The sequence below is a fragment of the Microbacterium sp. genome (assembly GCF_031180975.1).
Lineage (GTDB): Bacteria > Actinomycetota > Actinomycetes > Actinomycetales > Microbacteriaceae > Microbacterium.
Window position 1 is genome coordinate 140,905 of sequence record NZ_JAPSLI010000005.1, and the last position, 17,523, is coordinate 158,427.

Consider the following 17,523-nt stretch of genomic DNA (forward strand, 5'->3'; position numbering starts at 1 on the left):
GCGGTGTTCCTTTCAGATGGACGTTTCGTCGTTCGTGGCGGTGTGCGTGTCGGTGGTCAGAAGCGCCCTCCTCCGGAGCGGCGGCCCCCGCCGGATCGGCTGCCTCCGAAGCCGGAGCTGCGGAATCCTCCGCCGGAGCTGCGGCCGCCGGACGATCGGCCCGAGTAGCCGCCGCCCCCGCCGCCGGACAGCAGGCCGCCGATGATGCCGCCGAGGATGTCATCGGCGATGCCGGAGTCGTTCGAGCGCCGGCCGTACCCTGATCCGCCGAAGATGTCGCCCATCCACCCGCCGCCGGCCGGCGCGTACGACGAGATGTCGCTCTCGGCGGCCTGGGTCGCCGCGCGGGCGAGGTCGAGCGCGCGGCGCGCGTGTGCCAGCGACTGCTCCGGGTCGGAGGGGCGCAGATCGAGCGCCTGCGTCAGGCCGGCCTCGGCCTGGGACAGTCGCGTCCGGGCGGTCGGTCCGATGGTGCCGCGCCGGGTCTCGATGAAGTCGCGCGCGGCGCGGATCGCCGATCCGGCCTGTGTCAGCGTCTGATCGAGCAGCTGCTGCACGCGTTGCGCGCGCGCCACGACCTCCCGCCCCTGGGCCAGGGCGGCGTCGATCCGGGTGTTCGCCGCGGCGAGGGACTCCAGCAGCTGCTGGGGGCTGCGGGGGATGCCGTCGATCAGCGTCTGCGCCCGCTGCAGCTCCGCCTCTGTTGCGGAAGCCGCGGCGGTGACCGCTCCGGACGGATCGGGCAGCTGGCGGGCCGCCGCGAGATCGGCCTGCAGATCGGCGATGAGCGCGCGGGCCTGCGCTTCGATGGCCGACAGCTCGGCTCCCAGTCCGGTCACGGCCTTGACGAGCTGCGCCGCCTGATCGGTGGACTGCTCCGCGGCGCGGATCGCGAAGGCCGCTTCGCCCGAGTCGCCCCGCGCGATGGCGTCGGCCGCCGCGGCGATCGAGCGGTCGGCCAGCGCGGCGCGGTCCCTGGCCTGTTCTGCGTTGTCGGCGACTGTGCTCAGCGCGGCCGCGTCATACGTCGCGGCGAGGTCCGCGAGTGCGGGCTCGGCGCCGGCGAGCAGCGGGTCGAGCTCTGCGCGCAGCGCCCTGACCCGCTCGAGCTCGTGGGGAGCGTTCTGCGCCAGCCGGCGCAGCGCCGTGAACTCTGCGGCGTTGCCGTCCAGCAGCTCGTCGATCTCGTCGCACAGCCGGATGATGCGGATGTGCCACGCACGACGGTCGTGGATGGTGTCGTCCACCTCGTCGTCGAGCTTCTGCTGCAGTTCGAACGCCTGGGAGAGCTTCGCCTTCGCCTCGTCCACGACGCGGCTGAACGGCGCCGTGACGCCGTCGCCGAACTCGGCGATCGCGAAGCCGAGCTCCTCACGGCTCGAGGTGATGGCGTTGTCCGCCTCGACGAGGGCGGTGCCGGCCTGCGTCTGGACCTGCTGGTCGGTGAGGGTCGAGAACGGGTCGTTCGGGTCGGGGACCGCCGGCATGGCACCGCGACGGCGGATCTCGGCGTTGCGCCGAGCCTTGGCGATCAGCCGGACGACCAGCCAGACGACCAGGACGGCCGCCACGATGCCCGCGACGATCAGCAGAGTGCGCACCGTCCCGGCGCCGCCGTCCCCCTGCATCTCGTCAGCCGCGGCGTCGATCGCGGCCGCCCAGCGGTTCTCGCTGAGCTGCTGCTCGATCGCGCGCTGCACGGCATCCTGCTGGGAGGCGCTGATCGGACCGCCGCTGTCGGCGCTGAAGCTGTAGGTGCGCTGCTCGACGGCCACTGCCAGCAGGTAGTCGCGTTCACCCAGCCCGTTGAGCCCAGCCACCTCGTCGGTCCAGGCGTCGGCGTCCGCAGGGTTGGTGAACTCGTCCACGAACACGACGAACAGGTCCAGGTCGCTCGCCTGCTTCAGCTCGTCGAGGCGCGCCTCCGCGTTCGCACGTTCTGCGGAGCTGAGCACACCCGCCTCGTCGAGCACCCGATCGGATCCCAGCCGGACGGGATCGACGGCCCATGCGGCTCCGGCGGAGAAGGCGCCGGTGATCACCGCCAGGAGCAGGGCGATCAGCATCGCCGGCCTGTTCCTCACAGCGATCCGCGCCCGCGGCGTCCGTGCCCCCATGGCACCGAGTCTATGCAAACGGTCCGACACGCGACAGCACCCGGAGGGGGATCCACGTTCGCCATCAGCGCAGACCCATACCCTGGAAGGCATGGACGACAGGTACGGCTCCGATGTGCTCGCGGCCGGGTGGCGGGAGCGCGGCTTCGCGAAGTCCGCCGACGTGCCCGCCGAGAAGGATCTCGTGGTCGAGGTTGCCGCCGACGGGTACTGCGGCGCGATCACGCGGGTCGAGGCGGGCATGGTCGAGTTGGAGGACTGGAAGGGACGTCGGCGCAGTTTCCCGCTCGGCGGCGGGTTCCTCATCGAGGGCCGACCGGTGCGGCTGGTGCCCCCGGCGCCGAAGGCGACCGGGCCGCGGCGCACGGCATCCGGCTCTTTCGCGGTCGCCGACGATCGGGCGCGCGTCGCCCTGCCCAGTCGCATCCTGGTAGAGGGGCGGCATGACGCCGAGCTGGTGGAGAAGGTCTGGGGCGCCGACCTCCGCGTCGAAGGCGTGGTGGTCGAGTACCTGCAGGGCATCGACGTGCTCGAGGATCTGCTGGCGGAGGCACCGCCGTCCTCCACTCGCCGGTACGGTGTGCTCGTCGATCACCTCGTGCCGGGGTCGAAGGAGACCCGGATGGCCGAGCAGATCCTGCGCGGGCCGCACGGGCCGCACTTGAAGATCGTGGGCCATCCGTTCGTCGACGTGTGGCAGTGCGTGACGCCCGCGGCGCTCGGCATCCGCGCCTGGCCGGAGATTCCGCGCGGAACCGACTGGAAGACCGGGGTGTGTCGGGCGTTCGGCTGGCCGGCCGAGTCGCAGGCCGACATCGCGTACGCCTGGAAGCGCATCCTGTCGCGGGTCACCACCTACCGCGACCTCGAGCCGTCGCTGCTGGGCCGCGTGGAGGAGCTGATCGACTTCGTGACGGAGCCTTCGCACGCGCGGTGACGCGCGGGCGAATACGCTGGAGGGATGCCAGAACCCCGCATCTTCCGTGACGAGCCGGTGTCGTTCGTGCGCCGCAGCGGCCGGATGTCGGAGGCCCAGGAGCGGGCCTTCGACGAACTGGCGCCGTTCTACCTCCTCGACGTGCCGCGCCACGTCGCCTCGACGTCGGTGCATCCGGAAGCGCGGCTGGATCCGGCATCCGAGTACGGGCGCACGTCGCCGCTGATCGTCGAGATCGGCTCGGGGCAGGGGCACGCCATCGTCTCCGCCGCGGCGGCGCGGCCCGATGCCGACTTCCTGGCCGTCGAGGTGTTCCGCGCCGGGCTCGCGCGCACGATGCTCGACGCCGACCGCGCCGGTGTGCGCAACCTGCGCCTCGTCGAGGCGAACGCGCCGGAGGTGCTGTCGACGCTGCTGCCCGAGGCCGCCGCCTCGGAGGTGTGGATCTTCTTCCCCGACCCGTGGCACAAGAAGCGGCACACCAAGCGCCGCCTGGTGCGGGCGGGTTTCCCCGCGACGGCCGCTCGCGCGCTGGAGGATGGCGGGATGCTGCGCCTCGCCACCGACTGGGAGGACTACGCCCTGCAGATGCGCGAGGTGCTGGACGAGGCGCCCGAGTTCGAGCGGGCGTTCGACGGCGAGTGGGGCGAGCGCTTCGACGGCCGGGTGATGACCGCGTTCGAGCGGAAGGGCATCGCGAAGGGACGGGACATCCGCGACCTCGCGTATCGCCGGGTGTCACGGGCGTGACGCGCGCCGCCTGGCTCGCTCTCGGTCCGGCCGCTCTGGTGTGCGCGGCGGCGCCGGCGTTCTTCGTGCTGGGGTGGACGTGGGTGGGCTGGGTGCTGCTGGCGGCCGGTGTCGGCCTTGCGGCGCTGATCGAGCGCGGGCGGATCGCGGCGGAGGAGCCGTCGCTGACCCGCGACCTCGCGTTGATCGGCCTCGGGATGCTGATCGTGCATTCCATCCCGCTGGCCGCGGAACTCGACAACCTGGCGATGTTGCGCTTCACGCTGGCGCTCGGCGGTGCTGTGCTCGTGCCGTACCTGATCTCGCGGTTCGTGTTCCGTGACCGCGCGATCTCGTTCCCGTGGCGCACCGGACGGCGGTGGGGGCGGCTGCAGTGGGGGTGGCTGGTCGCCGTGCTCGCCCTGGGCTGGCTGATCCTGCCGTTCTACTTCATCACCAGCGGCGCCTACCTGAACTGGCCGGTCGTCGACACCCCCGATCTCATCGTCCGGCTGTTCATCGGAGTGGGAGCGGTCGGCATCTGGGACGAGCTGTTCTTCATCTGCACCGTGTTCGCGCTGCTGCGTCGGCATTTCCCGGCCGCGCTGGCGAACGTGCTGCAGGCGGTCGTGTTCGTGTCGTTCCTGTGGGAGCTGGGGTACCGCGAGTGGGGTCCGCTGCTGACCCTCCCGTTCGCGTTGCTGCAGGGCTTCATCTTCCTGCGCACGCATTCGCTCGGCTACGTCGTCACCGTGCACCTGCTGTTCGACGCGGTGGTGTTCGCCGTGCTCGTCCACGCACACAACCCGGGGCTGCTGCCGATCTTCCTCATCTAGCATCCGCTTGTCGCGCAGGCAACGGTGGTGCGGGTCGCGACCGCCCCGCGCAGGCTGGGCGGCATGGACGGATTCACGGCGCAATGGAGCGAGGTCGTGCCGGGCGTGTTCCGGCTCGGCGTCGCCAGGGTGAACTGCTATCTCGTCGTCGACGAGGACGGCCTGACGCTGGTGGATGCCGGGCTGCCGGGCACCCGCAGAGCGCTGCGCAGCGTGCTGGAGCATCTCGGCGCGACGATCGAGGACATCGAGGCGATCATGTTCACCCACGGCCACTTCGATCATGTCGGCATGGCGCGTGGGCTGCAGCGGACCTCGATGCGGATGCTGGTGCACCCCGGGGACCGCCGGCTGCTGCGGCATCCGTACCGCTACGCGCGGGAGTCGTCCCCTCTCGTCTACCCGTTGCGGTACCCGCGCACCGTTCCCGGGCTCCTGGCGATGACCTGGAACAGGGCGCTGTTCGTCGGCGGGGTGGCGGCCACCGCCGAGCTGCGGCACGGCGAACCGGCGGAGGTGCCCGGACGGCCGACGGTGCTGTGGACGCCGGGGCACACGAACGGGCACTGCGGATTCTTCTTCGAGCGGCCGGGGGTGCTGTTCACCGGCGACGCACTGGTCACGCTCGACCCGTACACGGGGGAGCGAGGGCCGCGGATCATCGCCGGCGCCGCGACCGCGGACAGCGATCGCGCGCTGCAGTCGCTCGACGTGTTCGCCGAGCCGGATGCCAGGATGCTGCTGCCCGGGCACGGCGAGCCATGGACGGGCGGGGCGGCGGTCGCCATCGAGCGGGCTCGGGCCGCGGGGAGGCGGTGAGGGCTGCGCGTGGCCTCCGGCCGACGGGGCCCCGCTGACGGTGGGTGTAGAACGAGAAAAGACCGCCCGAAGGCGGTCTTTTCTCGTTCGTGCCCCCGACAGGAATCGAACCTGCGACCTACGGTACCGGAAACCGGCGCTCTATCCGCTGAGCTACGGAGGCGTACCGGTCGAGCCTATCATCGGCCGCGCGGTGCTCGTGAACGCAGCGCCTGCGTCAGCGCTGCGATGTCGGCGGGCGTCGTGCGACAGCATCCGCCGATCAGCCGCGCGCCGCGCTCGCACCACTCCGGTGCCAGGTCGGCAAGGTCGGCGCCGGACTGGGCTCCGGCGCCCCACGTCTTCGTGACCGGATCGTAGGTCTCGCCGGAGTTCGGGTACGCGACGAGCGGCAGACGAGTGTGCGCCGCGAGCGCCTCCAGGGCGGGCGAGACGAGCGGAATCGGCACGCAGTTCACTCCGATGGCGATGGCACGGTCGTCGAGCGCCTGCGCGACATCGGCGAGCGCCGTGCCGTCGCTGATGTGCGCCGCATCGCGCAGGGTGAACGAGAACCAGCCGACCGCGCCGAGCTCATCGGCCAGATCGGCGAGCGCGAGCGCCTCGGTGAGCTTGGGCAGGGTCTCGAACGCGAGCACGTCGGCACCGGCGGCGAGCAGCGCCGAGACCCGAGGGCGGTGGAAACGCAGGAACTCGTCGCGGGACAGCTGGTAGTCGCCGCGGTACTCCGACCCGTCGGCCAGGAACGCGCCGTACGGTCCCACCGAGCCGGCGATGAGGCGCGCGCCCCCGTCCCCGCCCACCGCGTCGCGAGCGGATGCCGCCAGCAGCACGCTGCGGCGCACGAGCGCCAGCGCGGCGTCCTCGTCGAGTCCGCGCGCGGCGAAGCCGTCAAGACTGGCCTGGTAGCTGGCGGTCGTCGCGACCTGAGCACCCGCGGCGAAGTAGTCGCCGTGCACCGCGGCGATCGTCTCGGGCTCTTCCAGCAGCACCTTCGCCGACCACAGCGGGTCGGCCAGATCACAGCCGCGTCGCTCCAACTCGGTGGCGAGAGCACCGTCGAGGACGACGGTGCGACCGTCGGTCAAGAGGTCCATCTGGCGGGTGTTCACGGCTGCTCCCGGGTTGCGATCGTGGCCGCGACTACTTCGCCGGCATCGGGTCGGACGCGTCGGCATCCGTCACCGGCGCGCCGGCGAACTCCTCCAGCGCCGCTGCGACCTTCTCGGCCAGGAACCGGTGACCGGCGTCGGAGGGGTGTTTGCGGCCGATGCCGGTGTCGATGACCGTGAGGTAGTTGCCCTCGGTGATCCACTCGTCCTGCACCGGCGAGATGTACCACCACCCTCGCGCCGCGGCCAGCGACGCGAGGTCCCGATCGATGCGAGCTGTCGCAGCACCCACCGGCAGCTCGTGCGGTGCGGGGCCCAGGACGACGATCGGAGCTTCCGGGAACTTGAGGCGCAGGGCGTCCCATGCGGCGTTGACGGCCGCCGGGAACGCCGCCGGGTCCTCGCGGCGGTCGTTGATCGACCCCTCGATGATGATCAGGTCCGGGTCGAGCTGCGGGTCCAGCGCGGCGATGCGCTCGCCGTACGCCGGCCCGGTGTACCCGGGCTTCTGATAGCCGCTGCCGGGGACGCCGTCCACGATCGTCTCACCGTCGATGAGGTCGGCCAGCAGATACGCGTAGCCGAGGGTCGGCCCGGATGCCGCGGAGCCGTACGTCCACGAGTCCCCGAAGACCAGCACGCGCGGGTCGTCTGGCAGTGCCAGGGGAGCGGGGGCGATGGTGTCGCCGGCCGCCACAGGGGCGGTCTCGGCGAGCGGCGCCCAGGGCCGCCAGACGCCCAGGGTCACGCCGACGACCACTGCGAGCGCACCGACGATCGCGAGAGCCGTGCGGCGCCGTCGGGTGCGGACGCGCAGGGTCATGCGTAGAGAGTAAGCGATGAATCGCCGGTTGCGAATTCCGGGCGTGTCGCGCCACGGCATCCGCTCGATGAAGCCATCGGCATCCGCTCGACGAAGCCCGTCGGGATTCGCTCGATGAAGCCCGTTGGCACACGCGCGACGCGCCAGCCCGGACGCGAATCGCCCCTCCGACGCGCGTGCGCGGGAGGGGCGATTCGGAGCGGTCAGGTCACTTCATGGTGCCCTGCGAGACCGAGCCCTGCAGCTGACGCTGGAAGAAGATGTACACCAGCAGCACCGGCGCGATCGTGATGATCACGGCGGCGAACAGCGCGCCCTGGTCGACCTCGTATCCGGCCGCCGACGCGAACGCCGCCATGCCCTGCGACAGCACGTACTGCCCCTGGTCGGTGTTCAGCGCCACCGGCAGGAGGAACTGGTTCCACAGACCGAGGAAGTTCAGGATCGCGACGGCGGCGAGCCCGGGCTTGGCCATCGGCAGCATCACCTGGAAGAACGTGCGCCACTCGCTCGCACCGTCCACGTACGCCGCCTCCTGGATCTCGTAGGGCAACGACTTGAAGAACGAGAACAGGAAGAACACCGTGAACGGCAGTGCGAACGCCACGTACGTGATGATCAGACCCGGCAGGGTGTTCAGCAGTCCCATTCCCTGCAGGATGAAGAACAGCGGCACGATGGCGAGGAACACCGGGAACGTCAGCCCCGCGAGCATCAGGTAGTAGATCGCCCTGCTGCCGGGGATCGAGAAGCGCGCCAGCACGTAGGCGCACATCGAGCCGAGAAGCATGACCAGCACGAGTGCAACGCCGACGACGATCACCGTGTTGATGAACATCTGCCCGAAGTTGTGCTTCTCCCAGGCGTTGACGTAGTTGACGAAGCTCCACTCGGCCGGCAGCTGGAACGGCGACGCGAAGATCTCCCCAGTGGACTTGAACGAGCTGAACAGCGTCCACAGCATGGGCAGGACGACGATGATCGACCAGATGGTGAGCACGACGTGCGAGGCACCGGCGACCACGCGGTCGGACGTGGTGCGCTTCGGCCCGCGGATCTCGGACTTCGCGCGCCGCTCCTGGCGGGCCCTCCGCGCGTCGACGGCGATGAGTGTCGAGGTGCTGTCACTCATGAGCGTCCTCCATCGTCCTTGCCGCCGGTGAGCCGGTTCACGACGAACACGGCGGCGGCGAACAGCAGCGTGATCACGGCGAGCACGACGCCCATCGCACTGGCCAGACCGAACTGACCCTTCTCGAAGGCGGTCCGGAACAGGTACTGGCTCATGACCAGCGTGCTGTTGGCGGGGCCGCCCGTCGCGTTCAGCGCCGCCATGTAGACGAACGCGTCGAGGGCGAGGATGCCGATGTAGATGTACGCGGTCTGCACGTTGTCGCGGATCAGCGGGAGAATGATCGAGAAGATCGTCCGCACCCGGCCGGCGCCGTCCAGACGCGCCGCCTCGAACGTCTCAGCGGGGATGCCCTTGATCGCCGCGATGAACAGCACCATGTAGAAGCCGACCATGCCCCACACGATGACGAAGATCGACGCGCCCATCGCGGTGCGCTCGTCGCCGAGCCAGGCGAACTCGTTCGTGTCGATGCCGATCGCACCCAGCAGGCCGTTCAGCAGCCCGCCGGGGGAGTAGATCAGCGCCCACAGGATGCCGATCACGATCGCGGGGATGACGTACGGGAAGAACGACACCACGCGGTAGAAGCTCGACCCGCCGAGACCGCGGACCTGGCCGCTGCTGGGACCGCCGACGGTGATCATGCTCGCGAAGATGAGGGCGATGGTGAGCGTGATCAGCGGTACGAGCACCGCGAGCAGGATGTTGTTCCCCATCGCTTTCACGAAGGTGGGGTCCTGGAACAGCCTGACGAAGTTGTTCAGGCCGACGAACGCCATGTTCGGCGAGAAGCCGGTCCAGTTGGTCATCGAGTAGTAGACCGCCTGGATGAACGGCGAGATCACGAACACCAGGAAGATCGCGACCGGCAGACCCAGGAACACCAGCAGGAACGACACATAATCGAGCGTCAGCTTGCGCCGCCGGGGGCGGGGCGCCCTGCGGCGCCCCGCCTTCGTGGCGGTCACGGCGACGGTATCGAGTACCGCATCCGTTCCCGCGCCGCTCATTTGATCTCGATCTTCGTGACGGAGTCGTCGTTGCGGATCTTGTCGGTCAGGTCCTGCAGCTGCTTGGTGATGGTGGCCACGTCCATCTTGCCGTCGAGGAACGAGTTCCAGATCGGCAGCTGGTCGGAGTTCATCCCGTACAGGTTGAACGACTTGATCGTGAAGACGTTCTCGCCGGCCTCCGCGAGCAGCTTGCCCTGCGACTGCAGCGCGGTGGAGCCGAAGCCGTCCTCGGGCACGGTGCCCTTGACGATGGTCGGCGCGAGCTTCTCCTTCGCGAACGCGGTCGCCGACTCCTTCGACAGCATGGTCCGCAGCAGCTCCTTGCCGCCCGCGGGGTTCTTGCTGTTGGAGGGGACGATGAACGGCTCGCCGGCCTCGGCGCGCATGGTGCCCTTGGGCGTCGACTGGTTGCCGTCCAGCGGCAGCTCGGCGATGCCCATCATCTTGAAGCCCTCGGCGGTCTGCGACTTCATCTCGTTCTCGATCCACGAGCCCGAGGGGTACAGCAGCGCCTCCTGCTTGTTGCTCCACTGCGCCTGCGCCTCGGTGAACTGCGTGCCCGATCCGCCCGGCTTGACGTAGCCGGAGGTGATCAGCTCGTGCAGCACCTCGAGCACGCCCTGGATCGCCGGGTGCGACCAGCAGCCCTCCTCGAGGTTCTCGAGCGGGATCCGCACGTCGTCGCCGGCCTGGATGACCGCCGAGTCGACCACCATCGTCTGGTAGTAGGTCGCGGCCTCCTTGCCCCACAGGAACAGGTACTTGCCCTTCTCCTTGGCCGCCGCGCCCAGCGCCGGCAGGTCCTGCCAGCTGGTCGGCACCTTCCAGCCGTTCTGCTCGAACAGGCTGGCCGAGTACCAGATGCCGTACACGGTCATCACGTAGTTCAGGGCCTTGAACTTGCCGTCGAACGTGCCGGGGGCCTCGACGCCGGCGAACAGCGTGTCGCGGATCGTCTCGCCCTCGAGGTTCTTGGCGTCGAGGACGTCATCGAGCTCTTCGAGCTGGTCGAGGATGGTGTTCCAGCCGATCGAGTTCGCACCGGAGTTGTCGATCAGGTCCGGCGGGTTGCCGCCCACGAACCGGGGCTGCAGCTCCTGCGCGATCTTGGTGGAGGGCGAGACCTTGACGGTGACGCCTTCCAGCGCCTCGTTGCCCTCCATGATCTTCGCAGCGTTCTCGACGTAGTCCACGCCGTAGCCGCCGTTGAAGATGACCGCGTCGACCTTCGAGTTCGCCGCGACGCCGAACGGGTTGTCGGCGGTGACCTCGCCCTTCGGGCCGGCGTTCCCGCCGCCTCCGCCGGGTGCGGCGCAGGATGCCAGGGTCATGCCGAACGGCAGCAGCATCGCTGCAGCGGCCGCGCCGCGCAGCAGGCCACGCCGGCTGATGGATGCTTCGTTGGGTTCCATCTTCATACCTTCCGTTGTGATGTGGGTTCGGGGGTGGGTCTCAGTGGGCGTCAGGCGCCGCGCCGGATGCGACCGGCGTAGCGGTCCTCGAGCACGGAGTTGTGCTCGTCGCCGCCGGGGATGTTCGCGGAGATGTACATCGGGGGCGTCTCGCCGCGCTCGGCGATGGTGCGGGCCACGCCCAGCGTCAGCAGCTGGGCGATGAACGCGGCGGTGATCGACGAGATCGCGCCGGCGGAGATGCCGTCCGCCACCTCGAGAGTCACGTCGCCGTACGGGGCGAGGTTGTCGATGACGACGTCGGCCACCTCGCTGAGCCGCTTGCCGCTGGGATGCTTCGGCTCGACGCGCGCGGTGTGCTCCAGGCTCGTGACCGCGATGACGGCATGCCCGCGCTCCTTCGCCCACAGTGCGGCGCCGACGATCGAGCCGTTCACGCCGGAGTTCGACGCGATCACGAACACGTCGCCTTCTCCGACCGGCACCGTCGCCATCAGCTCGTCGACCACCCACGGCTCGCGCTCCAGCGATCCGGTGAGGACGTCGACGGTGCGCTCGCCGTGCAGCACGATGTCGCGCAGCGCGATGCGGTTCGTCGGGATCAGCCCGCCCGCGCGGCCCGCGATCTCCATCGCGAACGCCTCGGAGTGCCCGGTGCCGAAGGCGTGGATCACGCCGCCGGCGTCGAGGGCGCCCACGAGCAAGGACACGGCACGGTCGAGGGCGCCGGCCTCGGCGTCGCTCGCCAGCCGCTCGAGACGGGTGGTCGCCTCGCGCAGCAGATCAGTGGGGGTTGCGGTCATCGACTCTCCTCCTGGAGGTGGGCGGTGGGCTTCGGGGCGCGGGCGGGACGCCGGTGGGCGGAGACCGCCATGGCGCTCGCCGCGAGTCGGGTGGACGCAGCGGCGAACATCTGCTGCGCCACCAGCAGGTACAGCAGGTCCAGCACGAGCAGCTGGGAGTGCTTCACCGACAGGTCGTCCGGGCGCAGGTACCTGGTCGGCGCTGCGGTGGCGAGGGCCACGTCCGCGAGGCCCGCCAGCCACGATTCCGCATCGTGCGTGATGGCCACGGTGAACGCACCGGACGCGCCGGCCTGCGACAGCATCTGCACGGTCTCCTCGGTGCGGCCGGTGCTGGAGATGCCGATCGCCACGGAGTCGGCGTTCTGCAGCACCGCGCTGGTGAGTCCGTCGTGGACGTCCGACCAGGCGTGCGCGCTGACCCCGATGCGGTACAGCCGCCCCTGGAACTCCCTGGCGATGACGCCGCTGCCGCCGACGCCGTAGATGTCCACGTGGCGGCTGGTGGCGATCGCATCGGCCACGCGCAGCACGAGATCGAGGTCGAGCTTCGCGGCGGTGGACTCCAGGCTCTCCACGTGCAGGGCGACAAGGGTCTGCAGCACCTTGCCCGGCTCGTCGTCGGGCGCGAACTCCTGGCCGATGTCGGCCTGCCAGCTCTCGTCCGCATCGCCGCGGCCGATCTCGCTGGCGACGCCGACCCGGAACTGGGTGTAGCCGTCGAAGCCGAGCGCCCGGCAGAAGCGGGTGACGGTGGCGGGGGAGGTGCCGGCGCGGTCCGCGAGCTCGGTGATGGTCAGCTCGACCGGCGCGGCGGGGTGCTCGGTGACGACATCCGCGATCTTGCTCATCGCCGTCGGCATCGAGCGGCGGCGCGCGGCGATGCGCCGGGCGATCGTCATCCCGTTGCCGTTGTCACTGGACCGTGGCACCATTGCCTCCTGTTGCCCCGGGGAGCTCTCCCCGTTGGGATGAAAACTATTCTCATGCGACGAAAACGTCAAATAGGAGCGCATCACGAATGAGTCACGAATCGCTCCTGGTGGGGATCGACGCCGGCGGCACCTCGACCAGGGCGGTGCTCGTGGACAGCGCCGGACGGTGCCTCGGCTACGGGGTGGGCGGCCGGGGCAACCCCGTCTCCGCCGGCCCTGAACGCGCCGCGCAGGGCGTCCTCGACGCGGTGTGTCGCGCGCTGGAGCCCGCCGGGCGGCAGCTTGCCGAGGTGTCCGCGGTGACCGCCGCCATGGCGGGCATGCGAGCGACCGGGGGTGTCGCCTGGCTGCACGGACCGCTCGCCGCCGCCGGCTTCACCGGTCGTCTCGCCTTCGAATCCGACCTGCTGGCGGCGTACTTCAGCGGCTCGGCCGCACCGTTCGGCTACGCGCTGGTTTCGGGCACCGGCGCGTGCGTGGTGCGCGTGCAGGACGGGCGTATCGACGGCACCGGCGACGGGCTCGGCTGGCTGCTGGGCGACCGCGGCAGCGGATTCTGGATCGGTCACGCCGTGGCCATGGCCGCCGTCCAGGACCTCGATTCCACCGGGCCCGCCACCGCCCTCACCGACCACGTGCTCGGGCACTACGGCATCCCGCGCACCACGGTGATCGACGAGGGCAGGCCGCAGGAGCTGGGGCGCCTCGTCGAGGTGCTGTACGCCCATGCGCCGATCGAGCTGGCAGCGCTCGCGCCGTACGCGTTCGCCGAACCGGATGCCGTCGCCGCGGCGATCCTGGAGCAGGCGGGCACCCACCTCGCCGACACGCTGTCCGCCGTGCTCACCGCGCCGGGCCCGCTCGTCGTCGGCGGCAGCGTGCTCGCGCGCAGCGGTCCGGTGCAGGACGCATTCCGCGCCCGGCTCGGCGAGGCGGCCAAGCGGCTCGACATCCGCCCGGTCGGCGACGGGGCGGTGGGCGCCGCGTTCCTCGCCCTGCGCGGGGCGGGAGCGCGTGCCGACGAGCAGACGCTGCGGACCCTGACGGAGACGCTGGCCGAGCTGCGCTGAGCGGGGACGCGGCGGACGCCGGCAGCCGAGTGTGCACAACTCAGGAGATCCTGGCCGAATCGGCGCGCGAACACGGGTTCGCGGACCGGAAGCCCCGGTATCTCCTGAGTTGTGAACGGCCGCCCGGCGGCCAGGGCGACGCGGCGCCGGCAACTAGACTGGAGCATCTATGAGCCCCGAATCCCTCTCCACAGCCGTCCTCGACGTTCTCGAACCGATCGCGGCGCGTCGACGTCCGGACGAGGATCTGGGCCTCACGCCATCCGACATCGTCCTCGACCGCCCCCGCAACCGCGAGCACGGCGACTGGGCGACGAACATCGCGATGCGCCTCGCGAAGCGGCTCGGCACCAGCCCGCGCGAGTTGGCCGACGAGATCGCCGGTGCGCTCGGCGCGATCGACGGCGTCGCCGCCGTCGAGGTCGCCGGACCCGGGTTCATCAACATCCGGCTCGAGGCCGGAGCCGCCGGTGCGCTGGCGAAGACGATCGTCGACGCCGGGCCGGCGTACGGCAGCAACGACTCCCAGGCGGGCCGCTCGATCAACGTCGAGTTCGTCAGCGCCAACCCGACCGGGCCGCTGCACATCGGGCACACCCGCTGGGCGGCGCTCGGCGACGCGATCGCCCGGCTGCTCGCGGCCTCCGGCGCCACCGTGGCACGGGAGTTCTACATCAACGACGCCGGCGCCCAGATGGAGCGTTTCGCCGCCTCGATCGTCGCCGCGGCCAAGGGCGAGCCGACCCCCGAGGGCGGCTACGTCGGCAGCTACATCGCCGACCTCGCCCAGCGCGTGATCGCCGCGCGACCCGTCTTCCTCGACCTCCCCGACGCCGAGCAGCTGCTCGTCGCCCGCGAACTCGGCTACGAGTACCAGCTCGCCGAGCAGAAGGAGTCGCTGGCGAAGTTCAACGTGCACTTCGACGTGTGGTTCTCCGAGCGCGAGCTGCACGCCAAACGGGAGGACGGCACGAGTCTGGTCGACCGGGCCGTGGACCGCCTGCGCGCCCAGGGGCACGTGTTCGACCGGGACGACGCGGTGTGGGTGCGCACCACCGACTTCGGCGATGACAAGGACCGCGTGATCCGCCGCTCCAACGGCGAGTATACCTACTTCGCGGCCGACGCGGCGTACTACCTCGACAAGGGCGACCGCGGCTTCGAGCACAAGATCTACTTGCTCGGCGCCGACCACCACGGCTACGTGCACCGCCTCAAGGCCCTCGCCGGCGCGGCGGGCGACGACCCGGACAAGGACATCGAGGTGCTCATCGGCCAACTGGTGTCGGTCGGCGGCGCCCGGCTGTCCAAGCGGGCCGGCAACATCATCGAGATGGACGACCTGCGGGAGTGGCTCGGCACCGACGCGCTGCGCTACTCGCTGGAGCGCTACCCGGCCGATTCGCCGCTCGCCCTCGATCCTGAGCTGCTGCAGAAACGCACCAACGACAACCCGGTGTTCTACGTGCAGTACGCGCACGCCCGCACCCACAACGTGGCGCGCAACGCGGTCGACTCGGGCGTGGACCGGTCGGAGTTCGCTCCCGAGCTGCTCACCCACGAGACCGAGAGCGCGCTGCTCGGCGCGCTGCAGGAGTTCCCGCGGATCGTGGGCTTCGCCGCCGAGGTGCGCGAACCGCACCGGGTCGCCCGCTACCTCGAGGAGCTCGCCGGCCTGTACCACCGCTGGTACGACAACTGCCGCGTGATCCCGAAGGGCGACGAGCCGATCGAGACCGTGCACCGCACCCGACTGTGGCTCAACGACGCCACCGGACAGGTGCTGCGCAACGGCCTCGCCCTGCTCGGCGTGTCGGCGCCGGAGCGGATGTGACCGCAACGGCGCGCACCGCACGCAGGAGGCGGCCCTGGATCGCCCTCGTCGTCGTGCTCGCGGTGGTCGCCGCGCTCGTCGTCGCCGCCGAAGTCGCGGCGCGCGCGATCGTCCCCGGCATCGTGCGCTCGATCGTCATCGAGCAGCTCGACCTCCCCGCCGACCAGCAGCTGGACGTCGAGGTCTCCGGCATCCTGCTCCCGCAGCTGATCGCCGGCCGTCTCGACCAGCTGCACCTCGCGTCCGGGAAGGTCACGCTCGGCGGCGTCACCGGGTCCGCGGACGTCACCGCGACTGACGTGCCGGTCTCCGGCGGGGAGCTCGGCTCGGCGTCCGGCACGGTCTCCATCGATCAGGCGCAGCTGCAGGCGCTGCTGGCGGGCTCGGAGCTCCCGATCGACGAGATCGCGCTCGACGAGCCGAACGTCACCGTCACCGGCAGCGTCGACGTGCTCGGCAGGGCGGTGCCGGTCGGCCTCACGGCGACGCCGGGAGCGGATGCCGGGGAGCTGCTGCTCACCCCGGTGTCGGCGTCCCTCGCGGGCAACGAGATCGACCTGCAGCGACTCGGCTCTCTGCTCGGCGCGGCGGGCGCGCGGCTCACCGACACGCAGCGGCTGTGCATCGCCGACCGGCTCCCCGCGGGGATCACCCTGACCGGGCTGCGTGTCGACGGTGAGCGCGCCGTCATCGACATCGCCGCCGACGGGCGCATCGCGGTCGATCCCGCTCTGCTCGAGAACGGCACCTGCTCAGGCTGACGGCTCCGGCCGCGCGGCCGGCCGGTCGCCGTCGGGCGCCGGATCCTCACCGCGCTCCTTCGCCACCGCCGCCTGCGCGGTGCGCAGTGTCTCGGTCGCCGTCCTGACGTCCTGCTCCGCGCGCCGCAGCGCGTGCTCCGCGAGGGTCTGGGCGCCGTAGCGCTCGGCGACCCTGTCGTGCTCCTCATCGACGCCGACGGAGATGAACGCGCTGGCGAGCAGGATGACCTGCGTCGACAGGTTCAGCCACAGCAGCAGCGCCAGCAGCGACGCGAACGACGCGAGCAGCGGGTTCGACTTCGCTCCGCCGACGAACAGGCTGGACAGCTCCTGCAGCACCAGCAGGGCGACCGCACCGAGCGCGGCGCCGAACCAGAGGGAGCGTGCCGACGGGCGCAGCCCCGACAGCATCCGGAAGGCGACGGCGATGAGCACAGCGTTCAGCGCGAACACGACCAGCAACGACAGCACCCGCACCGACCAGAAGACCACGGTGGAATCCTCGGGCAGGCCCACCAGGCCCGCGAACCACTTCACGAGCAGCTCGCCGGTGAACGTGATCGCCGCCGAGGCGACGAACGTGCCCGCGATGATGAGCGACAGCGTCAGGTTGCGCAGCACCACCAGGTACCACGCCACGTCGATGGTCATCGTGCCGGCCATCGTGCGGATCGCGATGCGCAGCGAGCCGATGGCGCCCAGCGCCGATCCGATCAGGGCGACGAGCGAGATGATCCCGGCGATCGACAGCCCGGCGGGCGCGCGGATGCTGTCCAGGTCGACCACCCCGCCGCCACCGTCGTCGGTCTTGATGAGCCCCGGTACCGCGGAGTCCACGGCCGAGACGACGGCCGTCCAGGCCACGTCGTCGCCGGTGAGCCACAGCGCGGCGATCGAGAATCCCAGCAGAACACCGGCGAACACGCTGAACAGCGCGCGGTAGGTCACCGCGTCAGCGAGCACCGGGCCGCGTCGTTCGGTGTACAGCAGCGCCGCTCGCACGATCCGCCATCTCAGCGCCCGGCGGACCACCGCCGCCATCGTGCGCGGAAGGAATCCCGCCTTCTCCGATCCAGCCGACTTCATGATCCCTCACCCTAGCCAGGCGCTCCCGTGCGGGCCGGAGGGGTTGACATCGCCCGCGCGGACGGTGCCCTAGAATCGGGGTCAGCCTCGTCGCACCCGTC

16 protein-coding genes and 1 tRNA gene are annotated in these 17,523 nt (G+C 70.7%); 7 read left to right on the forward strand and 10 right to left on the reverse strand.

The genetic code is table 11. The features are described from left to right. Positions 1-56: 56 nt before the first annotated feature. A complete protein-coding gene (locus tag RIF65_RS08805; protein ID WP_309065152.1) occupies positions 57-2,117 on the reverse strand; it encodes a TPM domain-containing protein in 2,061 nt (686 codons plus the stop codon). A gap of 91 nt (positions 2,118-2,208) precedes the next feature. On the opposite strand from RIF65_RS08805, the gene RIF65_RS08810 reads away from it, so the two are divergent. The 4 genes from RIF65_RS08810 (at position 2,209) to RIF65_RS08825 (ending at position 5,438) form a co-directional block, all read left to right on the forward strand. Further along, on the forward strand, positions 2,209-3,054 hold the full coding sequence (locus RIF65_RS08810; RefSeq protein WP_309065153.1) for a DUF3097 domain-containing protein: 846 nt from the start codon (positions 2,209-2,211) through the stop codon (positions 3,052-3,054). 24 nt (positions 3,055-3,078) lie between these two features. Then, positions 3,079-3,804, forward strand: coding sequence for a tRNA (guanosine(46)-N7)-methyltransferase TrmB (gene trmB / locus RIF65_RS08815; protein WP_309065154.1), 726 nt, complete (start codon positions 3,079-3,081; stop codon positions 3,802-3,804). Further along, positions 3,801-4,619: a CPBP family intramembrane glutamic endopeptidase gene (locus RIF65_RS08820; RefSeq protein WP_309065155.1), complete on the forward strand. Its 819-nt coding sequence runs from the start codon at positions 3,801-3,803 to the stop codon at positions 4,617-4,619. The genes trmB and RIF65_RS08820 overlap by 4 nt, the downstream gene beginning before the upstream one ends. 63 nt (positions 4,620-4,682) lie before the next feature. Next, positions 4,683-5,438 carry an MBL fold metallo-hydrolase gene (locus tag RIF65_RS08825; protein ID WP_309065156.1) on the forward strand — a complete coding sequence of 252 codons (756 nt, stop codon included), beginning with the start codon at positions 4,683-4,685 and terminating at the stop codon, positions 5,436-5,438. A gap of 90 nt (positions 5,439-5,528) precedes the next feature. Here the strand turns inward: RIF65_RS08825 and RIF65_RS08830 are convergent. The 8 genes from RIF65_RS08830 to RIF65_RS08865 all read right to left on the reverse strand — a co-directional run bounded on the left by RIF65_RS08830 (position 5,529) and on the right by RIF65_RS08865 (position 12,668). After that, positions 5,529-5,601 (reverse strand) — tRNA-Arg (locus RIF65_RS08830). Positions 5,602-5,617: 16 nt separating this feature from the next. Beyond that, a complete protein-coding gene (mmuM, locus tag RIF65_RS08835) occupies positions 5,618-6,535 on the reverse strand; it encodes a homocysteine S-methyltransferase (RefSeq protein ID WP_309065157.1) in 918 nt (305 codons plus the stop codon). A gap of 46 nt (positions 6,536-6,581) precedes the next feature. After that, positions 6,582-7,373, reverse strand: coding sequence for an SGNH/GDSL hydrolase family protein (locus RIF65_RS08840; protein ID WP_309065158.1), 792 nt, complete (start codon positions 7,371-7,373; stop codon positions 6,582-6,584). A 208-nt stretch (positions 7,374-7,581) separates the two neighbouring features. Continuing rightward, a complete protein-coding gene (locus RIF65_RS08845; RefSeq protein ID WP_309065159.1) occupies positions 7,582-8,505 on the reverse strand; it encodes a carbohydrate ABC transporter permease in 924 nt (307 codons plus the stop codon). Continuing rightward, on the reverse strand, positions 8,502-9,518 hold the full coding sequence (locus RIF65_RS08850) for a carbohydrate ABC transporter permease (RefSeq protein WP_309065160.1): 1,017 nt from the start codon (positions 9,516-9,518) through the stop codon (positions 8,502-8,504). Before RIF65_RS08850 ends, RIF65_RS08845 begins: the two co-directional genes overlap by 4 nt. Then, a complete protein-coding gene (gene ngcE, locus RIF65_RS08855) occupies positions 9,515-10,933 on the reverse strand; it encodes an N-acetylglucosamine/diacetylchitobiose ABC transporter substrate-binding protein (protein WP_309065161.1) in 1,419 nt (472 codons plus the stop codon). The genes RIF65_RS08850 and ngcE overlap by 4 nt, the downstream gene beginning before the upstream one ends. Positions 10,934-10,983: 50 nt before the next feature. Continuing rightward, entirely contained in the window at positions 10,984-11,736 is a 753-nt protein-coding gene (locus tag RIF65_RS08860; protein ID WP_309065162.1) for an SIS domain-containing protein, read from the reverse strand. Next, positions 11,733-12,668 (reverse strand): MurR/RpiR family transcriptional regulator, encoded by a 936-nt coding sequence (locus RIF65_RS08865; protein WP_309065163.1) that lies wholly within the window; start codon positions 12,666-12,668, stop codon positions 11,733-11,735. The genes RIF65_RS08860 and RIF65_RS08865 overlap by 4 nt, the downstream gene beginning before the upstream one ends. An 89-nt stretch (positions 12,669-12,757) precedes the next feature. Here RIF65_RS08865 and RIF65_RS08870 point away from each other — a divergent pair, with 89 nt between their 5' ends. The 3 genes from RIF65_RS08870 (at position 12,758) to RIF65_RS08880 (ending at position 16,336) form a co-directional block, all read left to right on the forward strand. Further along, positions 12,758-13,741 carry an N-acetylglucosamine kinase gene (locus RIF65_RS08870; protein WP_309065164.1) on the forward strand — a complete coding sequence of 328 codons (984 nt, stop codon included), beginning with the start codon at positions 12,758-12,760 and terminating at the stop codon, positions 13,739-13,741. Positions 13,742-13,910: 169 nt separating this feature from the next. Beyond that, a complete protein-coding gene (gene argS / locus RIF65_RS08875) occupies positions 13,911-15,575 on the forward strand; it encodes an arginine--tRNA ligase (protein WP_309065165.1) in 1,665 nt (554 codons plus the stop codon). Next, the gene (locus RIF65_RS08880) at positions 15,572-16,336 is read left to right on the forward strand and encodes an LmeA family phospholipid-binding protein (protein ID WP_309065166.1); all 765 of its coding nucleotides are present in this window, start codon (positions 15,572-15,574) and stop codon (positions 16,334-16,336) included. The genes argS and RIF65_RS08880 overlap by 4 nt, the downstream gene beginning before the upstream one ends. Here RIF65_RS08880 and RIF65_RS08885 read toward each other — a convergent pair. Continuing rightward, positions 16,328-17,422 (reverse strand): YihY/virulence factor BrkB family protein, encoded by a 1,095-nt coding sequence (locus RIF65_RS08885; protein WP_309065167.1) that lies wholly within the window; start codon positions 17,420-17,422, stop codon positions 16,328-16,330. The two genes, RIF65_RS08880 and RIF65_RS08885, sit on opposite strands and share 9 nt — an antisense overlap. Positions 17,423-17,523 lie beyond the last annotated feature (101 nt).

What these genes read in the sequence shown, in the direction of transcription:
- RIF65_RS08805 (WP_309065152.1), bottom strand. Translation starts at nt 2,117, where the DNA reads ATGGGGGCACGGACGCCGCGGGCGCGGATCGCTGTGAGGAACAGGCCG.
- RIF65_RS08810 (WP_309065153.1), top strand. Translation starts at nt 2,209, where the DNA reads ATGGACGACAGGTACGGCTCCGATGTGCTCGCGGCCGGGTGGCGGGAG.
- trmB (WP_309065154.1), top strand. Translation starts at nt 3,079, where the DNA reads ATGCCAGAACCCCGCATCTTCCGTGACGAGCCGGTGTCGTTCGTGCGC.
- RIF65_RS08825 (WP_309065156.1), top strand. Translation starts at nt 4,683, where the DNA reads ATGGACGGATTCACGGCGCAATGGAGCGAGGTCGTGCCGGGCGTGTTC.
- mmuM (WP_309065157.1), bottom strand. Translation starts at nt 6,535, where the DNA reads ATGGACCTCTTGACCGACGGTCGCACCGTCGTCCTCGACGGTGCTCTC.
- RIF65_RS08840 (WP_309065158.1), bottom strand. Translation starts at nt 7,373, where the DNA reads ATGACCCTGCGCGTCCGCACCCGACGGCGCCGCACGGCTCTCGCGATC.
- RIF65_RS08845 (WP_309065159.1), bottom strand. Translation starts at nt 8,505, where the DNA reads ATGAGTGACAGCACCTCGACACTCATCGCCGTCGACGCGCGGAGGGCC.
- RIF65_RS08850 (WP_309065160.1), bottom strand. Translation starts at nt 9,518, where the DNA reads ATGAGCGGCGCGGGAACGGATGCGGTACTCGATACCGTCGCCGTGACC.
- ngcE (WP_309065161.1), bottom strand. Translation starts at nt 10,933, where the DNA reads ATGGAACCCAACGAAGCATCCATCAGCCGGCGTGGCCTGCTGCGCGGC.
- RIF65_RS08860 (WP_309065162.1), bottom strand. Translation starts at nt 11,736, where the DNA reads ATGACCGCAACCCCCACTGATCTGCTGCGCGAGGCGACCACCCGTCTC.
- RIF65_RS08870 (WP_309065164.1), top strand. Translation starts at nt 12,758, where the DNA reads ATGAGTCACGAATCGCTCCTGGTGGGGATCGACGCCGGCGGCACCTCG.
- argS (WP_309065165.1), top strand. Translation starts at nt 13,911, where the DNA reads ATGAGCCCCGAATCCCTCTCCACAGCCGTCCTCGACGTTCTCGAACCG.
- RIF65_RS08885 (WP_309065167.1), bottom strand. Translation starts at nt 17,422, where the DNA reads ATGAAGTCGGCTGGATCGGAGAAGGCGGGATTCCTTCCGCGCACGATG.